Source organism: Aedoeadaptatus ivorii (assembly GCF_900638585.1).
Classification (GTDB): Bacteria; Bacillota; Clostridia; order Tissierellales; family Peptoniphilaceae; genus Aedoeadaptatus; species Aedoeadaptatus ivorii.
Window position 1 is genome coordinate 1,388,004 of the sequence record NZ_LR134523.1, and the last position, 17,303, is coordinate 1,405,306.

Sequence of the window (17,303 nt, forward strand, 5' to 3'; positions counted from 1 at the left end):
TAATATCGAGCCTTACGCGTCTTATGCTTCTTTGCAGACAGAAATCGCACGCGATACGGCCGCCTCTGCGTCGATCTCTTCCATCTCGCCGCCGCGGCGCTTGTATTCCACCACGTCTTCCGCTGCGCGTTTGCCGACGCTGATCTGGAGCGGAATGCCGATCAGGTCGCGGTCGTTGAATTTCACGCCGGCGCGTTCCGCCCGGTCGTCCAAGAGCACGCGCACGCCTTCCGCCCGTAGTTTCTCGTAGAGGGCCTCGGCCAATTCGTTCTGCTCCGCTTTTTTGGTGTTCACCACCGTGATCACCGCGTCGTAGGCGCCCATCCCCACGGGAAAGGCGATGCCCTTTTCGTCGCTGTGGTTTTCGAGGAGTGCGGCAAACAGAGCGGTAGTGTCCCAGCAAATGCCCGAGGCGACAAAGGGCGCTTCTTTGCCGCTTTGGTCGATATAGCTCACGTTCATGGCCTGGCCATAGAACGAAGAGGGTTTGCGCACCGTAGCGATCAAAAAGCCCGTGCCGAAGGAAAGCGGCTCGCCACCGGGGGTCGCGTCGCCTTCTTCGACCGTAAGGAGGTCGTCGGCCACCTCGCCGCCGAAATCGCGGCCGTAGTTTACGTTTTGTATGTGGTGGTCGAATTTGTTCGCCCCCACCACCAGATTGGCGATGCCCGTCAACGAGCGATCGACGATGATCCGCGCTTCGTCGGAAAGGCCGATGGGCCCGGTAAAGCCGGGGAAGGATCCCATCTTTTCGATGGTCTCTTCGTCGAGCATGTCGATGTCCGCTTCGTCCACTTCGAGATAGCGCGCGAGCTTTTTCATATTGAGGCCGCGATCGCCAGGCACAAATGCGAACACGGGTTTTCCCGCCACCGAAAGGTCCACCGCCTTGGCACAGCGGGCGGGCTCGATGCCGATCATTTCGCTCAGATCCCGAATCGTCGCCGCGCCGGGGGTGTGGATCTCTTCCGCCTCCTGCGCGTCCTGCGCCGCGGGTGCGGGATATGTCACCGGCGCCAGCTCGCGAAAATAGGCGTCCTTCTCGGTCCAGGCGAGGGCCTCTTCGTAGCCCTCCGCCATGGCGTAGAACGAATACGCCTCGTCGGTTTCGATGCAATGGTAGCGAACGCCCTCTTCGGCGAGAAAGTCTTCGGCACGCGCGCGCATATCCTCGGAAAATGCCGCCGCCTCTTGGGCATCGGCGAAATAGCTGTATCCGTCCAGCACCCGGCGCTCCCGCGCATCGGCAAAGCCGTATTTGGGTTTTTTGACGTCTTGAAAGCGCTTTTCCTCCTCGTAAAAAAATGCCGGCAGCTGCTTATAGCTCTTCAATTCCCCCGAAACCAGGGCGAGAAACGCCTCTTCCGATTCGGCGGCGAGGACGGACTGGCGGTTGTAGCGATCGGCGACCTTAAACATATCCGATCCGTAGCGCGCCCAGCGCCCGCTCTGTTCCCAAATCGCGCGGTCCTGTAACGACGCCGCGGATACCTTCAGTCCTTCGGCAAAAAATTTCGCCTCCAGCTCCTCGGCAAGGCGCGATACCGTCTCCTCTCCCAAAGGCAGCAGGCTAAATACGCCCACCCCCGCGCTTCTCGCCATGGCGCTTCGTAACACCAGCGTATGGGCTTTGGTGACGGCTTCCGCCGGCGCTTCGCGGAGCGTCGGCAAATAATATTTCGACAGTTTCATACGTAACCCCTCTTATTCCTATGGCGAACGGTTCCCCTTATTCCGCCTGGCGCAGGCAATTTCTGACCGCCTCCAAATAGCCGTAGCTCGCTTCGGTGGCGCCGCTCACGACGTCGACTTCGGCGGATTGCTTGTCCAATACTTCCTGTTCCAATCGATCAAAGGCGTCTTCTACGACGCCGACATTTTCAACGTGTTCCAGTACGCGAACGGCGTCCACATAGCCGTCGCGCACCCGCACCTCTACGCGGATATCTCCCTGCATTCCCCGCCCTTCGGAGACGTAGATCCCGTCCGTATACAGACGCCTGCCGTCGGCGCGATCCCGAACCACCGCCGGCTTGTTGTCCTCGCGGACGGGCTCCTCTGCACTGTAGCTGACAGAGGACTGACATCCCGTCAGGGCGATACATGCACACAAGCCCAGTAGGAGTTTTTTCAATGCGTATGCTCCTTTATCTATGTGAAAATAATAAAAATCTACCTCATTAAATTATATACGAGACACAGGCGGGAATCAATGCTCCCGAAAAAAGAAAAGGGGGCTTTCGCCCCCTTTCAAATCGCCTGATTACTCGGTTTCCCGCCGATCGATGACACTCTGTCTTTTGATAATTTCTACCGGAAGGAGGATCATTTCCTCGCCCCGCTCGGGGGACTTTTCGTCGATAATCTTAAATAGCTTGCGGATGGCGACGGCGCCGATGTCGTAATAGGGCTCTTTGACCGTCGTCAGCTTGGGCCGGTAAATCTCCGATAAGAAACTGCCGCCAAAGCCCGCGAAGGACATATCCTCGGGGATCCGCATGCCGTGGTCGCGCATCACATTCATCAGGTGAATGGCGATGAGATCCTGGCTGCAAAACAGCACCGAGTACTTGCCGCTTCGAATGTCGTCCTCGTGGTCCTCGAATAGCTCCAGCGCGTCTTTTTCTGTGGCGCCTTCGGCATAGAGGATCTGCGGTTTTAAGCCGCCGCTCTTCATGGCGTCGCGATAGCCACGAATCTTAAACTTCTCGTTGGTGCGGTCCATATCCTTGCGCATGGCGACATAGCCGATGGACTTATGCCCCAACATCATAAGGTAATCGGTCATATTGAACGACGCCGCCTTGTTGTTGATCGTAACCGTGGGCGCATCGTCGATATTGTAGAAGCGGTTGATGACCACACAGGGAATCTTAAACTCGTCGAGCTTGTAGAGGAGCTTTTGATTCAAAATCTCCGAGATAATGATAATCCCCTCTACCTGCTTTTGGCTGAACAGCTTGGCAAACTTGATCTCGACCTCGGGATCGTCATAGGACGACGAGAGCAGAATGTCGTAATTATACATGCGCCCGATCTCCTCGACCCCGCGCAGTACCTGCGAAACATACTGGTTCCCCACATCGGACACGATGACGCCGATCAGATTGCTCTTTTTGGTCACCAGACTCCGCGCCACTTCGTTGGGCTTATAGTCCAGCACGTCGATGGCGTGGAGCACCCGGCGCCGCGCCTCGGGACTTACCGGTTTCGAATCGTTGATAACGCGCGATACGGTAGATATGGACACATCCGCCATTTTCGCCACGTCTTTAATCGTAGATGCCAATGCAATTCCTCCTAATTTATAATCATGGGAACGCCCCCCGCCACCACTTCCACGGTCTGGGGCAAGTGCGGTCCCGGTTCTCCGTCTATGTCGATTCTCAGCGCACGATCCGCCGAAATCGTCACCTTGTCGGTCTTAAAGTACAAAAAGTGTTCGTGTTCCGTATGTTTTCCCACGCCGATGGCGGTGATCAGCTCGATCATCTTGGGAAAGGGCATCTCTTCGATGGCGATGACCTCCAGCAGGCCGTCTTTGATACTCGCCGCGGGGCTGATCCTCGAAAAGCCGCCGATGCTCGAAGAATTCGAGACCATCACCAACATCACCTTTTTCTCGACGGTGCCGTCTGCGGTCTCGAGCCGCACGCGAAAATACTCCCGGGACAGATCCTTGACCCGAAAGGAGCGAATGCCCTCTAAATAGTATGCGAGCCTGCCCATAGAGCTCTTCGACGCATCCGAGACGCTGTATCCCAGTTCCGTAAAGAGCCCGGCGGCACACACATTGATAAATGCCCGGTCGCCGCACAACCCCAAATCCACCGGCACCACGTGGCCGCGTTCGACCATCGAGACAAACTCGATCGGATCCTTGGGGATCTTCAAATACTCCGCAAAGTCGTTTACCGTACCGGCCGGATACACCGCCAAGGGCACATTGCGCTTCTCTGCATAGAGGCCGTTTACCACCTGGTTTACCGTGCCGTCGCCGCCCATGGCGATAATGCAGTCCTCCCCGTCGTCGCGGGCGGCAAAGGCCTCGGCGTCTCCGTGATGGCGGGTAAATTCCAACAACAAAGACGCCCCCATGCGGGAAAAGGGCGCGATCAGCTTTTTCAGAATATCCACGGCCCCTTCTCGGCCGCTGGACGGATTGGCGATGATTTTTATGCGTTTCATACACACCTCCGGACGCTACTTTTATTATACGATAAGTACAACGATTCCACAAAAGAAAAATCGCGATTTTCCCGCTTCTCCGAAATTTTCGGGCAAGTCGGCGGGAAAACAACGGCTTCCTGTGCATTGCCGAGAATTTGTATATTCTCGGGTGCGTACAGAGCGACTCGGAAATTTGTATGTATAATTACGATCTTTATACAAAACTCACCGGTCCTTTTCCGGCCTTTTCCCGGTATATTTCTATATGAGTGTACCTTGTATGCAACCGTTCTATCGCCGTTTTCCCGCATTTTCCGCGCGATTTGATCCGCAATAAAAAACGCCCCCGCTATGCGGGGACGTCTTGTATTCCGTCAGTTCTTAAGGCGCGTCCATGCTTCCGAACCGTCGTTCAGGCGATTGTAGAAGTGTCCGTTGGCGGCCTCGGCGATGTCGTAGTAGTGCCATTGGCCGATGTGCACGTCGGTAAAGTTGCGCAGTCCGTATTCGCTTTCTCCGATAAAGTTTTTATCCGCCCGGCGATCGAGCATTTTATTCACGGCCGTAACCGCTTCGGCGCGGGTGATGGGGGCATCGGGGCGGAGGGTGCCGTCGCCGTAGCCGCTAAACCAGCCTTCTGCGATCACTTCTTCTATGCTGCCTCTCGCCCAGTGGTCGTTGGCGACGTCCGTAAAGCCGCCTACCCGCTTCTTGCCGGTGGTGAATTTGGAGGCCACGGCGGCAAATTCACCCCGCGTTACCGGCGCATTCGGGCGGAAGGTGCCGTCGGGATAGCCGGCGATCACGCCCAGCTGCGTCAGTCTGTGGATGTAGCCGGTGTACCAGTCGGCGGCGTATACGTCGCGAAATGCCGCGCCCGGCGCGCCGGTGTGGATGTGCTCGTCGAGCAGGCGTGCAAAGAGCGCGCTCATTTCGCCGCGGGTGATGGTAAAATTCGGGCGGAAGGTGCCGTCGGGATAGCCGATCATATAGGCAAAGTGGAAGCCCGTTTCTTTTTTGAGTTTGGGGGCATCGGGCGCTTTTTCTTCCGGTGCCGTAATGGTATTGGTGATGTAGTTGTTGATGATGGGCGCTACGTTTACATTCTGTTGCTGTTGTTGCGATTGTTGCGGTTGGACGGGTGCCTCCGGCTCTAGGGGGCAGGTGCCGTCGGGGCACTCCGTGGGCACGCAGTCGTTATAGACGGTAATGCCGCTTAAAACTTCGAGGATCGGCAAATCGAAGCGGGCGATATTGTCGGGACCGATATCCGCACAGAACTTGCCCTCGCCTATAGAGCCCGGACCGGGCGGCCCCGGCAAAAATTGTCCCACCGGCGGCGCAATAATCTCAGAAGAAGCGGAAAGCGCGGGCTCCGCCGTCTCTGTCTGCTTTTCTGCGGCATCAAACGAGTCGCCGTCGGGGAGGGATTCCGGCATGGCGCCGCTCACCAAAACGGGATAATCGTTGAGCGGGGCGGGTTGTCGCCATGTAGTAGGTTCAAAACATACGCGGCAGTGTTCTTTGCCGGTCAGGATTTCCTCCAATACATAGCGTTGCGGCGTCTCTACCATTACCGATGTCGACGGCACTGGAGAGTTAAGTGGATCCAGTTGCACCGTCTTTTTCTCGCCGTCTTTTAACTTGAAGCTCTTCACGATCGTATCGTCGGGTTTTCGTACGATCTGAAAATTATATACTCGGTCGGGGTCCTTTTTCATGCCCTCGCGCCAGATTACTTTTTTTCGATGATGATCTTTTGCGGTCCCGGTTGATACGAGGAGGCAAAGGCCTTCTCTTTACAGATCCCTTCGCCCAATGCAAAGCTCGCGGCGAGGACCAGTACAAATACGAGAACGCGCATCGTCGTTCTTTGAATTCGTCGTACCATAATTTCCTCCTTTTTCGGGCCACGCTGCCCTTATGTATTCCTTTACTATTGTATAGTGATATATAGCATTCTTTCACATAAAAATCGGATCGATTGTCCATTCTCTAACAAACCCTTTTGCGGCTTTTTCAAAAAAGCACAAAAAAAGACACGGTATGCCGTGCCTTTCTTCTCTTAGCGCGTGCGCAATACGTCCCGCAACGCTTCCAATACTTCCCGGAGGATGTAGAAATAGTCGACGATATTGTTAGCGTTGAAAGAAATCGTCTTCGCCGTGTCGGATATCGAATCCGATACCACATTGGCGGTATTGGAAAGCCGTATCGACGTCTCGTCGACGGTGCGCACCACATTGTCCACCGTGCCGGTTACGCCGCCTACGGTCACGGCGATCTTTTCCACCTCGGGCTTTACGATCTCGACCATCTCGGTGGCGTCGGTGGACAATCGAGACACATTGGTGGTAATCACCGTGGCGTTGTCGGTGATCGTCGGCAGCTTTTGGAAGGTGTCGTCGATCACCGCTTCGTGGGCGTCGAGTTTTCCCTTTACCAGCTTCAAGATGCCGGCGACGTTTTTAAGGACCAGCAGGAGATAGACCAGAGCGCCGATCCCCGCCAGATAGAGTAAAAATCGTAAGAGGTCGTGCAAGGTGATCATCGTATCCATCGAGACCTCCCGCCTTACGCCTGAGACTTCTTGTTTTTGTCGTTTTTCTTGGCGGCCTTTTCTGCCGCATCGGCGATCTTTTCGGAGCTTTCGGCGATTTGGTCCTTGGTGGATTCCGCCTGTTCCTTGACTTCGCCGCCGACTTCCTTGGCGGCATCGGCTACGGCGTCTTTGCTCTTGTCGAGCTCGCCCTTTACATTGGCGCCCTCTTCGCGCACGATGTCGCCGATGGCGCGTGCCTTTGCCTTGGCGATTTCGGCTTCGTCGCGCATTTCGTCGGCTTTGATGGCCGCGCGGAGCTTCAGGTCATCATAGGTGTTTTGTACCGCCTGTTGAGCTTCGTATGCCTTGTAGCTCAATTCATCGGCGGTTTCCAATGCGCCTTCCTTGGCGTTTTCGGCAAATTCGCGGGAGCGATCGGCGATTTCCTGGCGGGTTTCTTCGCCGCTTTTGGGGGCGAACAAAATACCTGCCGCCGCACCTACCAGCGCGCCCAGGGCAAACTTACGGGCTCTCTCTTCTCGCAAATATCTTTCTCTTTCCCGTCTGCGAATGTCGAACAAATCAAAAATCATACTCATACCTCCATTTTAGTTCGTTACCACCTGTATACCCGCTGATCGAAATTTTAATGCAAATAACTCAAATCTTTCACAAATTTCACATCGGAACGGTATACTTCATAGTGACACAAAGGAGGTCTTATGATCGACATACACACCCACTCCCGCTTTTCCATGGATTCCATCGCCGATCCCGAAAAGAACGTCGTAAACGCCATCGAAAGGGGCATCGAAGTCCTGGCCTTTACCGACCATATCGATCGCACGATAGAGAACGAATCCATCGACTATACCTTTAACTTTAACGAATATATAGAAGTCCTCGACTTTATCCGCCACCGTTATGCCGAGCGGATCGAAGTGCTGATCGGACTCGAAATCGGCTTGAATCTGAATGTCAAGACCATGATGGAAGAGCTGATGGAAAATTTGGACTTCGACTTTTTTATCGGCTCCATCCACTCCCTCGACGAGAAGGACATCGCCACGGTTCTGCGCCGCAGCACCCCCGATATCGAATCCTACTACACCCACTATTACGAGACCATGCTCGAAAATATCGAGACCACCCGGGGCTTTCAGGTCGTCGGGCATATCGACTATATCGACCGCTATATCGAAGACAAATCCGCCATTCCGCCCTTTTCGGCCTATCGCGATATCGTGGCGGCGATCCTCGAGGCGGCGATTCAAAAAGACCTCGCCATCGAATACAACACCGCCGGCCGGTATAAGGGCCTCGACCACGCCAACCCGAAGGACGAAATCCTTTCCTTATATAGGGACTTGGGCGGAGACAACGTCACGCTCTCCTCAGATGCGCACAAAAGCGTGCACATCGGCCGCGGCATCGCCGCCGGGGCGGCCCATCTCGAGGCCTTGGGATTTGAAGAGGTGGTCTATTACCGAAAGAAAAAACCCGTAAGGCGCAGATTAAGATAAGGGGAAGGTGTTTTTACACATTCTTTACACAATTTAATCAGATCCCCATCATAACTCTATATGAAAACGATAAAGCTTCGGTATACTCCCATTGCAATATAAAATATGATTGGGAGGAAAAGAAATGAAAAAAACTTTACGCGTAGCGGCCCTCGCCCTCGCCCTGACCACCACCTTGGCTAGTGCGATGCCCGCCCATGCGGCTCTGAAGGAAGACTACGGCAAGGCAAAGAATGTGATCGTCATGATCCCCGACGGATCCAGCGTAGAAGCTGTTACTTATGCCCGTTGGATCGACGAAGACAATACCCTGAATATCGACGATATGGCGACGGGCCTGATTCGCACCAACAACGCCCCCACCCCCATCGCCGACTCCGCACCGGCGGGAACGGCTATGGCCACCGGCGTAAAGTCAGAATCCCCCTTCGTCGGCAGCTACCCCTCCAAGGCGGGTATGCCCGGCAGCGAAGGCTTTGACGCAAAGCGCGCCAAGATGCCCATCGCAAACCACATCGAAGCGGCGGAACGCCAAGGCAAATCCACCGGTATCGTGTCCACCTCCAATGTGCAACACGCCACCCCGGCGGACTTCTCCGCACACCACCCCAACCGCAACAACTACGACGCTCTGGCGGAACAACAAGTATTCCAAGGCATGGAAGTCGTGCTCGGCGCCGGCTCCAAGAGCCTCGAAGCCGAAAACCGCGGCGACAAGGAAGACTTGATCACAGAAATCAAGGCACAAGGCTACGACTACTTCACCACCCCCGATGCCATGAAGGCGTCCACCGCCGATAAGATTTGGGGCATGTTCGATCCTTCCGCACTGGCAAACGACTGGGACAGAGACCCCGCCAAGGAACCTTCCCTCGCAGAAATGACCGACAAGGCGATCCAAGTGCTCTCTAAAAACGACAAGGGCTTCTTCCTCATGGTAGAAGGCTCCAAGCCCGACTGGTCCGCACATGCCAACGACCCGATGGGCATCGCTTCCGAAATCCTCGCCTTCGACAACGCCGTGGGCGTCGCCAAGAAGTTCGCGAAGGAACACCCCGGCACCGTCGTAATCTCCGCCACCGACCACGGCACCGGCGGTTTCACCATCGGCAACGACAAGACCACCAAGGGCTATGACCGCTTCGACATCGACCACTTTACCAAGATCGTTAAGAACTCCAAGCTCACCGGCGAAGGCGCGGCGGCCCTCTTAAACGAAGACCGCTCCAACGCGGCCGAAGTCGCCAAACAAGCTTTCGGCATCGACCTCACCGCCGAAGAAATCGAATACATCAAAAACACCAAGGCGGCAGACACCGCATTCGGCCATGTCGTCAGCAAGCGCAGCGGCCTGGGTTGGACTACCAACGGCCACGTGGGCGGCGATGTGGGACTGTATGTATACGCCAACGGCGCAGACGTCCTTTCCGGCACCGTACACAACCACGAAATCGGACGCTATATCGAAAAGATCATGGGCACCGACCTCGACGCGCTCACCGACCAACTCTTTATCTACTCCAGAGACGCGTTTACCGCCAAGGGCGCGGAAGTCAATTTTAACCGCAACGGCGGCAACCCGATCCTCGAAATCAAAAAAGACGGCAAGCTCTACCAATTCCCCACCTACCGCAACTACGCCATCGTTGACGGCGAAAAGGTAGACATCGGCGGACTCACCGTATTCAACGACGAAAAGATCTACGTGCCCCAAGGCGCTTTGGATCTCGTAAAATAACGACAGCCACTTCCTATACCTCTTTTATAAAGACGACGCTTCGGCGTCGTTTTTTGTTTGCGGTCGCAAATATTACCGCCGCTTTGCAAAAATATACAATCGAATTTTAGGAAAACCCTATCTTTTCTCGCCAAGAACTAGTATACTATGCCTTGTAAACGATCATATGAATTATATAACGATAATGTCGTTTTCTTTACCCGGCTATCGCCCTACTAAAGTCGACACAGGAGGTATTATGGCATCACTGGCATACAAACTGCTTCGTTCCCATCTCTTAGACGGAGAACTGAAGCGCGGCGAAGAAATCCGCATCAAGATCGACCAAACCCTGACCCAAGACTCCACCGGCACCATGGTCTATCTCCAGCTGGAGGCCATGGACATCGACGAGATTCAGACGGAGCTTTCGGTCGCCTATATCGACCACAATATGCTCCAAGCGAGCTTTGAAAATCCCGACGACCACCAGTTTATCCAATCCGCCGCCGAAAAATACGGCCTCATCTTCTCGAAGCCCGGCGGCGGCATCTGCCACCAAGTGCATTTGGAACAGTTCGCGCGCCCCGGAAAGACGCTGTTGGGCAGCGACTCCCACACCCCCACGGCGGGCGGTCTGGGTTCCCTCGCCATCGGCGCCGGCGGCCTGGATGTTGCGGTGGCGATGGCGGGCGGCTATTACTATCTAAAAGTGCCCAAGGTGCTGAATGTACGTCTTAGCGGCGCCCTCGCCCCCGGCGTAAACGCCAAGGACGTCATTCTCCGCATCCTAAAGGAAAAAACCGTAAAAGGCGGCACCGGCTATATCGTCGAGTATAGCGGCGAAGGCGTTCGCGCCCTGTCGGTCACCGACCGCGCCACCATCTGCAATATGGGCGCGGAACTGGGCGCCACCACCTCGATTTTCCCCTCCGACGAAAACACCCGCGACTTTCTGCGCCGGCACGGCAGAGAAGAACAATACGCCCCCCTCTCCGCCGACGACGACGCGGACTACGACGAGGTGCTGGAACTCGACCTCTCTACGGTGGTGCCCGCCGTGGCAAAACCCCACCTCCCCGACAAATTCGCCGAAGTCGACGAACTAGAACACACAAAGATCGACCAGGTCGCCATCGGCAGCTGCACCAACTCTTCCTATAAGGACATGATGAAAGTGGCGAAGATCCTCGAGGGCAAAAAGGTGCACGAAGACGTGAGCTTCGTCATCGCCCCGGGTAGCGCCACCATCCTCGAGGCCCTTTCGCGAAACGGAGCGCTCGCCATCATGATCGCAGCGGGGGCGCGCATCCTCGAAAGCGCCTGCGGCCCCTGCATCGGCATGGGCCAGGCGCCCAAATCCGGCGGCGTGAGTCTGCGCTCCTTTAACCGCAACTTTAAGGGCCGAAGCGGCACCAAGGACGCACAGGTATACTTGGCGGGCCCCGAAACCTGCGCCGCATCGGCGGTGCTGGGCTATATCGCCTCCCCCGACGATGTGGCGGCGCTTTCGGGCATCGAAGAACCCGAATCCTACGAACACGCCACCAACTACCTCATCTACCCCAAAGACAAGGCGGATCGGCCGAAGGAAACCGTCATGGGCCCCAATATCAAGCCCTTCCCCCCGAGTATGCCCCTCGCCGATGCCTTTACGAAAACGGTGCTCCTCAAGGCGCCGGACAATGTCACCACCGACGACATCTGCCCGTCGACGGCAAAACTCCTGCCCTACCGCTCGAATATCCCCGAACTTTCGAAATACGCCTTCTCCACCATCGACGAAGGATTTTACGAGCGCGCCAAAGAGCGCGGCGGCGGCATCGTCGTCGGCGGCGAAAACTACGGCCAGGGATCCAGCCGGGAACACGCGGCGCTCCTGCCCCTGTATTTGGGCGTAAAGGCGGTCGTCGCCAAGAGCTTTGCCCGCATCCACCGCTCCAATTTGGTGAACATGGGCATTTTACCCCTCACCTTTCGCAACCCCGAGGACTACGACCGCCTTCGCAAGGACGATGAGATCTCTATGGATTCCCTGCACGCGGCCGTAGAAACCGGCGACTTCGTCCTGCACACCCCCCACGGCGACATCGCCTTAGACGGCGAATTCAGCGCGCGGGAAAAAACGATGCTCCTCGAGGGCGGCTACCTGAACTACACCAAAAACCATAGGGGGAAACTATGAAAACCGTAACCTTAATCCCCGGCGACGGAATCGGCCCCGAGATCGCATCGGCGGTTCGCACCGTCTTCGATGCTCTCCAAGTGCCCGTCGCATTTGAAGAAGTCCACGCCGGCGCGGCGGTCTTCGAAAAAGAAGGCGCCTACATTCCCGAATCCGTGTACGAATCGTTGGAGGCAAACCGCATCGCCTTAAAGGGCCCCATCACCACCCCCATCGGCCACGGCTTTCGCAGCCTGAATGTGCAACTGCGCAAAAAATACGATCTATACCAAAACATCCGCCCCATCAAACCCGCGGCCAAACTGCCCCTCAAATTCGACGACGTGGACATGGTCCTCTTTCGGGAAAACACCGAGGACCTCTACGCCGGCGTAGAAGAGGTCATCAGCGACGACGAGGCCCATTCCATCAAAATCATCACCGCCGGCAAATCGCGCCGCATCGTAAAGGCCGCCTTCGACTACGCGACAAAATTCGGCCGCGAATCGGTCGCCGTCGTCACCAAGGCGAACATTATGAAGGCGACCGACGGCCTGTTTTTGCGCATCGCCCGCGAAGTGGCCGAGGACTACGACATCCCCCTCCGAGAAATCCTCGTCGACAACATGGCCATGCAGATGGTCATGCACCCCGCCCAATTCGACGTCGTCGTCACCGAAAACCTCTACGGCGACATCCTCTCCGACCTCGGCGCCGGCCTGATCGGCGGGTTGGGCATGATCCCCGGCGTGAACAAAGGGCACGATATGGCGATCTACGAAGCCGTGCACGGCTCCGCCCCCGACATCGCAAACAAAGGCATCGCCAATCCCACCGCCCTCCTCTTAAGCGCGTGCATGCTGCTCGAAGACATCGGCGAGCGCGACGCCGCCGAGCGCATTCGCACGGCAATCCACGACGTACTGTCCGATCCCGCCACCCGCACCCGCGACCTGGGCGGCACCCTTACGACCGTAGAATATATCGACGCACTGTTACAAAGATTGTAGGTGAATTATGTTAAATCAAAAAATGGACCACAGATTGGCGGAATACGCCGACAACATTACCAAACGCGACTACATCAACCGCCAGCTCTACGAAAAATACGACGTCAAACACGGCCTGCGCCATGCCGACGGCACCGGCGTACTGGTGGGCATCACCCGCATCGGCTACGTCAACGGCTACGAAAAAGTCGACGGCAAAAAGATCCCCGTCGAGGGCGATCTCCTCTACCGCGGCTACTCCGTGCGCGACATGGTCGACGACTTCAGGAGCAGCAATCGTTTCGGCTACGAAGAAGTCGCCTATACCCTGCTCTTCGGCAATCTCCCCACCAAAAAGGAACTCCAATTCTTTAAGGGCCTGCTGCGCGAAGAACAGGACCTGCCCCGCAACTACCTCGAAGACGTCATCCTCAAAGTGCCGGGCAAAAACGTCATGAACAAAATGATGCGCTCCGTATTGAGCCTCTACTCCTACGACGTCGACCCCGAGGGCACCTCCACCGCCAACGTACTTAGACAGTGCATCAGCCTCCTCGCCAAAATCCCCGTCATCATGGCGTACAACTACCAGGCGAAAAAACACTACATCGACGGCGAAAGCCTCGTCATCCACTATCCCGAGGGAGAACTCGCCACGGCGGAAAACATCCTACACCTGATTCGCAAAAATTCCGACTTCACCGAAGCGGAAGCGAAAATCCTGGACCTTATGCTCATCCTCCACGCCGAACACGGCGGCGGGAACAACTCCACCTTCGCCACCCACGTCGTCTCCTCCTCCGGCACCGACACCTATAGCACCATCGCCACCGCCTTGGGCAGCCTCAAAGGCCCCCGCCACGGCGGCGCCAACCTCATGTGCTCCGCCATGCTCGACGACATCGCCTCCAATGTGCGCGACATCCACAATCGCGACGACATCGAAGACTATCTGCGCCGCATCATGGGCGGGCAGGCCTTCGACGAAAAGGGCCTGATCTACGGCATCGGCCACGCCGTATACACCCTAAGCGACCCCCGCGCCATCATGCTCAAAGAACAGGCAAAAAAACTCGCCGACGAAAAGGGCTATGCCGATCAGTACGCCTTCGTCGAACTCGTCGAAGACATCGGCGGCAAACTCCTGCAGGAACGCAAAAAGACCGACTACCCCGTCGCCGCCAACATCGACCTCTACTCCGGACTCGTGTACCAAATGCTCGGCATCCCGAGAGATCTTTACACCCCCCTCTTCGCCACCGCCCGCATGGCCGGCTGGTGCGCCCACCGACTGGAGCAGGTACAGGACAAAAAAATCCTGCGTCCCGCTTACGTACACCTCAACTCGCATAAGAAATATCTGTCTATGGAGAATCGGTCTAAGTAAAAGTGTAAATAAAAAAGGAACCGTGCGGTTCCTTTTTTTGTGCGCAGTTTTTCGTTTGTTAGGTTGGTCGAGGAATCTCTTTCCCTACATTGGGTCTGAAAAGAAGCCGATGCCGAAACGCGCGACCCACCCCCACTTGTCATCTTGAGCAAGGGGCGAAGCCCCGCGCCGAAAGATCTCTTTCCCTACATAAAGTCCGCGAAGAAGCCCGCACCGAAACGCACAACCCTCCCCACTTGTCATCTTGAGCAAGGGGCGAAGCCCCGCGTCGAAAGATCTCGTTCCCTACATAAAGTCCGCAAAGAAGCCGATGCCGAAACGCGCGACCCACCCCACTTGTCATCTTGAGCAAGGGGCGAAGCCCCGCGTCGAAAGATCTCGTTCCCTACATAAAGTCCGCAAAGAAGCCGGTGCTGAAACGCGCGACCCACCCCCACTTGTCATCTTGAGCAAGGGGCGAAGCCCCGCGCCGAAAGATCTCGTTCCCTACATAAAGTCCGCAAAGAAGCCGATGCCGAAACGCGCGACCACCCCTTTTGTCTTAGGCAATATAACACGCAATAGGCCACTCGAGATCCTTCGACTCCGCTGCGCTCCGCTCAGGATGACAAGGATGGGGGTGGAAATAGCATCTGCCGGAACGCACAACCCTCCCCACCTGTCATCTTGAGCAAGGGGCGAAGCCCCGCGCCGAAAGATCTCTTTCCCTAAATACAGTCCGCAAAGAAGCCGATGCCGAAACGCGCGACCACCCCTTTTGTCTTAGGCAATACAACACGCAATAGGCACCGTGCAAACCTTCGACCCGCAGTAGGCTACGGAGATGCATTCATGACCTAACAGAAATCTTCGATTTCGTCGTAGGTCAGATGCCGCGCAGTCCAAATCTTCGATTTGGCTAACGGAGCGGCCGACTCCGCCTTCGGCGTCGCTCAGGATGACAAGGTTAGGGTTTCGCAATAGCTTCTGCCGGAACGCACGACCCACCCCCACTTGTCATCTTGAGTAAGGGGCGAAGCCCCGCGCCGAAAGATCTCGTTCCCTACATAAAGTCCGCAAAGAAGCCCGCACCGAAACGCACAACCCTCCCCACCTGTCATTCTGAGCGAGGAACTCCGTTCCGAGTCGAAGAATCTCTTTCCCTACATAAAGTCCGCGAAGAAGCCGATGCCGAAACGCGCGACCCACCCCCACTTGTCATCTTGAGCAAGGGGCGAAGCCCCGCGCCGAAAGATCTCGTTCCCTACATAAAGTCCGCAAAGAAGCCGATGCCGAAACGCGCGACCCACCCCACTTGTCATCTTGAGCAAGGGGCGAAGCCCCGCGTCGAAAGATCTCTTTCCCTACATAAAGTCCGCGAAGAAGCCTGTGCCGAAACGCGCGACCACCCCTTTTGTCTTAGGCAATATAACACGCAATAGGCCACTCGAGATCCTTCGACTCCGCTGCGCTCCGCTCAGGATGACAAGGATGGGGTTTCGCAATAGCTTCTGCCGGAACGCACGACCCACCCCCACTTGTCATCTTGAGCAAGGGGCGAAGCCCCGCGTCGAAAGATCTCTTTCCCTATGTAGGGTCCGCAAAGAAGCCGCTACCGAAACGCGCGACCCACCCCCACTTGTCATCTTGAGCAAGGGGCGAAGCCCCGCGCCGAAAGATCTCTTTCCCTATGTAGGGTCCGCAAAGAAGCCGATGCCGAAACGCACGACCCACCCCCACTTGTCATCTTGAGCAAGGGGCGAAGCCCCGCGTCGAAAGATCTCGTTCCCTACATAAAGTCCGCGAAGAAGCCGATGCCGAAACGCACGACCCACCCCCACTTGTCATCTTGAGCAAGGGGCGAAGCCCCGCGTCGAAAGATCTCGTTCCCTACATAAAGTCCGCGAAGAAGCCGATGCCGGAACGCACAACACCCCCTTCTTCGCCAGGCAATATAACACGCAATAGGCCACTCGAGATCCTTCGACTCCGCCTTCGGCGTCGCTCAGGATGACAAGGTTATGGTTTCGCAATAGCTTCTGCCGGAACGCACGACCCACCCCCACTTGTCATCTTGAGCAAGGGGCGAAGCCCCGCGTCGAAAGATCTCTTTCCCTACATAAAGTCCGCGAAGAAGCCGATGCCGGAACGCACAACACCCCCTTCTTCGCCAGGCAATATAACACGCAATAGGCCACTCGAGATCCTTCGACTCCGCTGCGCTCCGCTCAGGATGACAAGGATGGGGGTGGAAATAGCATCTGCCGGAACGCACAACACCCCCTTCTTCGCCAGGCAAGGTCCTTTTCCCCACAAAAAAAGCGGCGAGGTGCCGATCCTCGCCGCTTGTTCATAAGCTCTCCCAAAACCCATACCACTCGGCCCATCCGTTCGCCGCCATGGAACGGGGACAGGTTTTCCCGCTGGCGTCGTAATGTCGCACGACGCGGGCCTTGGGCACGCCGTAAAATGCCATGAGTTCCCGCACGAGGGTGCGCGCGTGTGCCAGGGTCTTTGCCCGATCATTCCCCCGGTGCACACAGAGTTCGATGCCGATGGAGTTGGTGTTGGTGATGCCGCGCTTCCCCCGGCCGTCGCCGCAATGCCACGAAGCGTAGGCATCCTCGATAATTTGCACCACGCCCGCATCGTCTACAAAGTAGTGCGCGCTCGCCCGCCGATTGCCGCCGCCGAAGTAGCGGTAGTGCGCCAGGGCATCGGCCCCGGGGTTTTCGTTCCCGGTATCGTGAATGACGATGTAGCGCACCTTCACGCCCCGCCGAGACATGTAGTTATAGTGAATCAGCCGCTTATCTATACGCATATTACCCT

General features: G+C 56.4%; 14 protein-coding genes. 5 read left to right on the forward strand and 9 right to left on the reverse strand.

Translation table 11 applies throughout. The features are described from left to right. Positions 1-21: 21 nt before the first annotated feature. From EL294_RS06925 to EL294_RS06955, 8 genes are all read right to left on the reverse strand, one after another. Complete coding sequence (locus tag EL294_RS06925) at positions 22-1,692, reverse strand: proline--tRNA ligase (protein ID WP_126466106.1); 1,671 nt, start codon at positions 1,690-1,692, stop codon at positions 22-24. A gap of 37 nt (positions 1,693-1,729) precedes the next feature. Continuing rightward, a complete protein-coding gene (locus EL294_RS06930) occupies positions 1,730-2,134 on the reverse strand; it encodes an FMN-binding protein (protein WP_126466107.1) in 405 nt (134 codons plus the stop codon). Between the two features lie 129 nt (positions 2,135-2,263). Beyond that, entirely contained in the window at positions 2,264-3,289 is a 1,026-nt protein-coding gene (locus tag EL294_RS06935) for a LacI family DNA-binding transcriptional regulator (RefSeq protein WP_126466108.1), read from the reverse strand. A gap of 11 nt (positions 3,290-3,300) precedes the next feature. Next, positions 3,301-4,188, reverse strand: a complete 888-nt coding sequence (locus EL294_RS06940) for a diacylglycerol/lipid kinase family protein (protein ID WP_126466109.1) — start codon at positions 4,186-4,188, stop codon at positions 3,301-3,303. A gap of 356 nt (positions 4,189-4,544) precedes the next feature. After that, on the reverse strand, positions 4,545-5,891 hold the full coding sequence (locus EL294_RS06945) for an S-layer homology domain-containing protein (RefSeq protein WP_126466110.1): 1,347 nt from the start codon (positions 5,889-5,891) through the stop codon (positions 4,545-4,547). A gap of 14 nt (positions 5,892-5,905) precedes the next feature. Continuing rightward, the gene (locus EL294_RS07900; RefSeq protein ID WP_164715254.1) at positions 5,906-6,061 is read right to left on the reverse strand and encodes a hypothetical protein; all 156 of its coding nucleotides are present in this window, start codon (positions 6,059-6,061) and stop codon (positions 5,906-5,908) included. Between the two features lie 174 nt (positions 6,062-6,235). Then, positions 6,236-6,730 (reverse strand): hypothetical protein, encoded by a 495-nt coding sequence (locus EL294_RS06950; RefSeq protein WP_126466111.1) that lies wholly within the window; start codon positions 6,728-6,730, stop codon positions 6,236-6,238. Positions 6,731-6,744: 14 nt separating this feature from the next. Next, complete coding sequence (locus tag EL294_RS06955) at positions 6,745-7,305, reverse strand: YtxH domain-containing protein (RefSeq protein ID WP_164715255.1); 561 nt, start codon at positions 7,303-7,305, stop codon at positions 6,745-6,747. A gap of 129 nt (positions 7,306-7,434) precedes the next feature. On the opposite strand from EL294_RS06955, the gene EL294_RS06960 reads away from it, so the two are divergent. The 5 genes from EL294_RS06960 (at position 7,435) to EL294_RS06980 (ending at position 14,492) form a co-directional block, all read left to right on the forward strand. Continuing rightward, complete coding sequence (locus EL294_RS06960) at positions 7,435-8,235, forward strand: histidinol-phosphatase HisJ family protein (protein WP_126466113.1); 801 nt, start codon at positions 7,435-7,437, stop codon at positions 8,233-8,235. A gap of 124 nt (positions 8,236-8,359) precedes the next feature. After that, positions 8,360-9,973 carry an alkaline phosphatase gene (locus EL294_RS06965; RefSeq protein ID WP_126466114.1) on the forward strand — a complete coding sequence of 538 codons (1,614 nt, stop codon included), beginning with the start codon at positions 8,360-8,362 and terminating at the stop codon, positions 9,971-9,973. 235 nt (positions 9,974-10,208) lie between these two features. Further along, positions 10,209-12,137: an aconitate hydratase gene (locus EL294_RS06970; protein ID WP_126466327.1), complete on the forward strand. Its 1,929-nt coding sequence runs from the start codon at positions 10,209-10,211 to the stop codon at positions 12,135-12,137. Beyond that, complete coding sequence (locus EL294_RS06975; RefSeq protein WP_126466115.1) at positions 12,134-13,126, forward strand: isocitrate/isopropylmalate dehydrogenase family protein; 993 nt, start codon at positions 12,134-12,136, stop codon at positions 13,124-13,126. Before EL294_RS06970 ends, EL294_RS06975 begins: the two co-directional genes overlap by 4 nt. Before the next feature lie 7 nt (positions 13,127-13,133). Beyond that, positions 13,134-14,492 carry a citrate synthase gene (locus tag EL294_RS06980; RefSeq protein ID WP_126466116.1) on the forward strand — a complete coding sequence of 453 codons (1,359 nt, stop codon included), beginning with the start codon at positions 13,134-13,136 and terminating at the stop codon, positions 14,490-14,492. Between the two features lie 2,329 nt (positions 14,493-16,821). On the opposite strand, the gene EL294_RS06985 is transcribed toward EL294_RS06980, so the two are convergent. Continuing rightward, a complete protein-coding gene (locus EL294_RS06985; protein ID WP_126466117.1) occupies positions 16,822-17,295 on the reverse strand; it encodes a peptidoglycan recognition protein family protein in 474 nt (157 codons plus the stop codon). Positions 17,296-17,303: the final 8 nt, after the last annotated feature.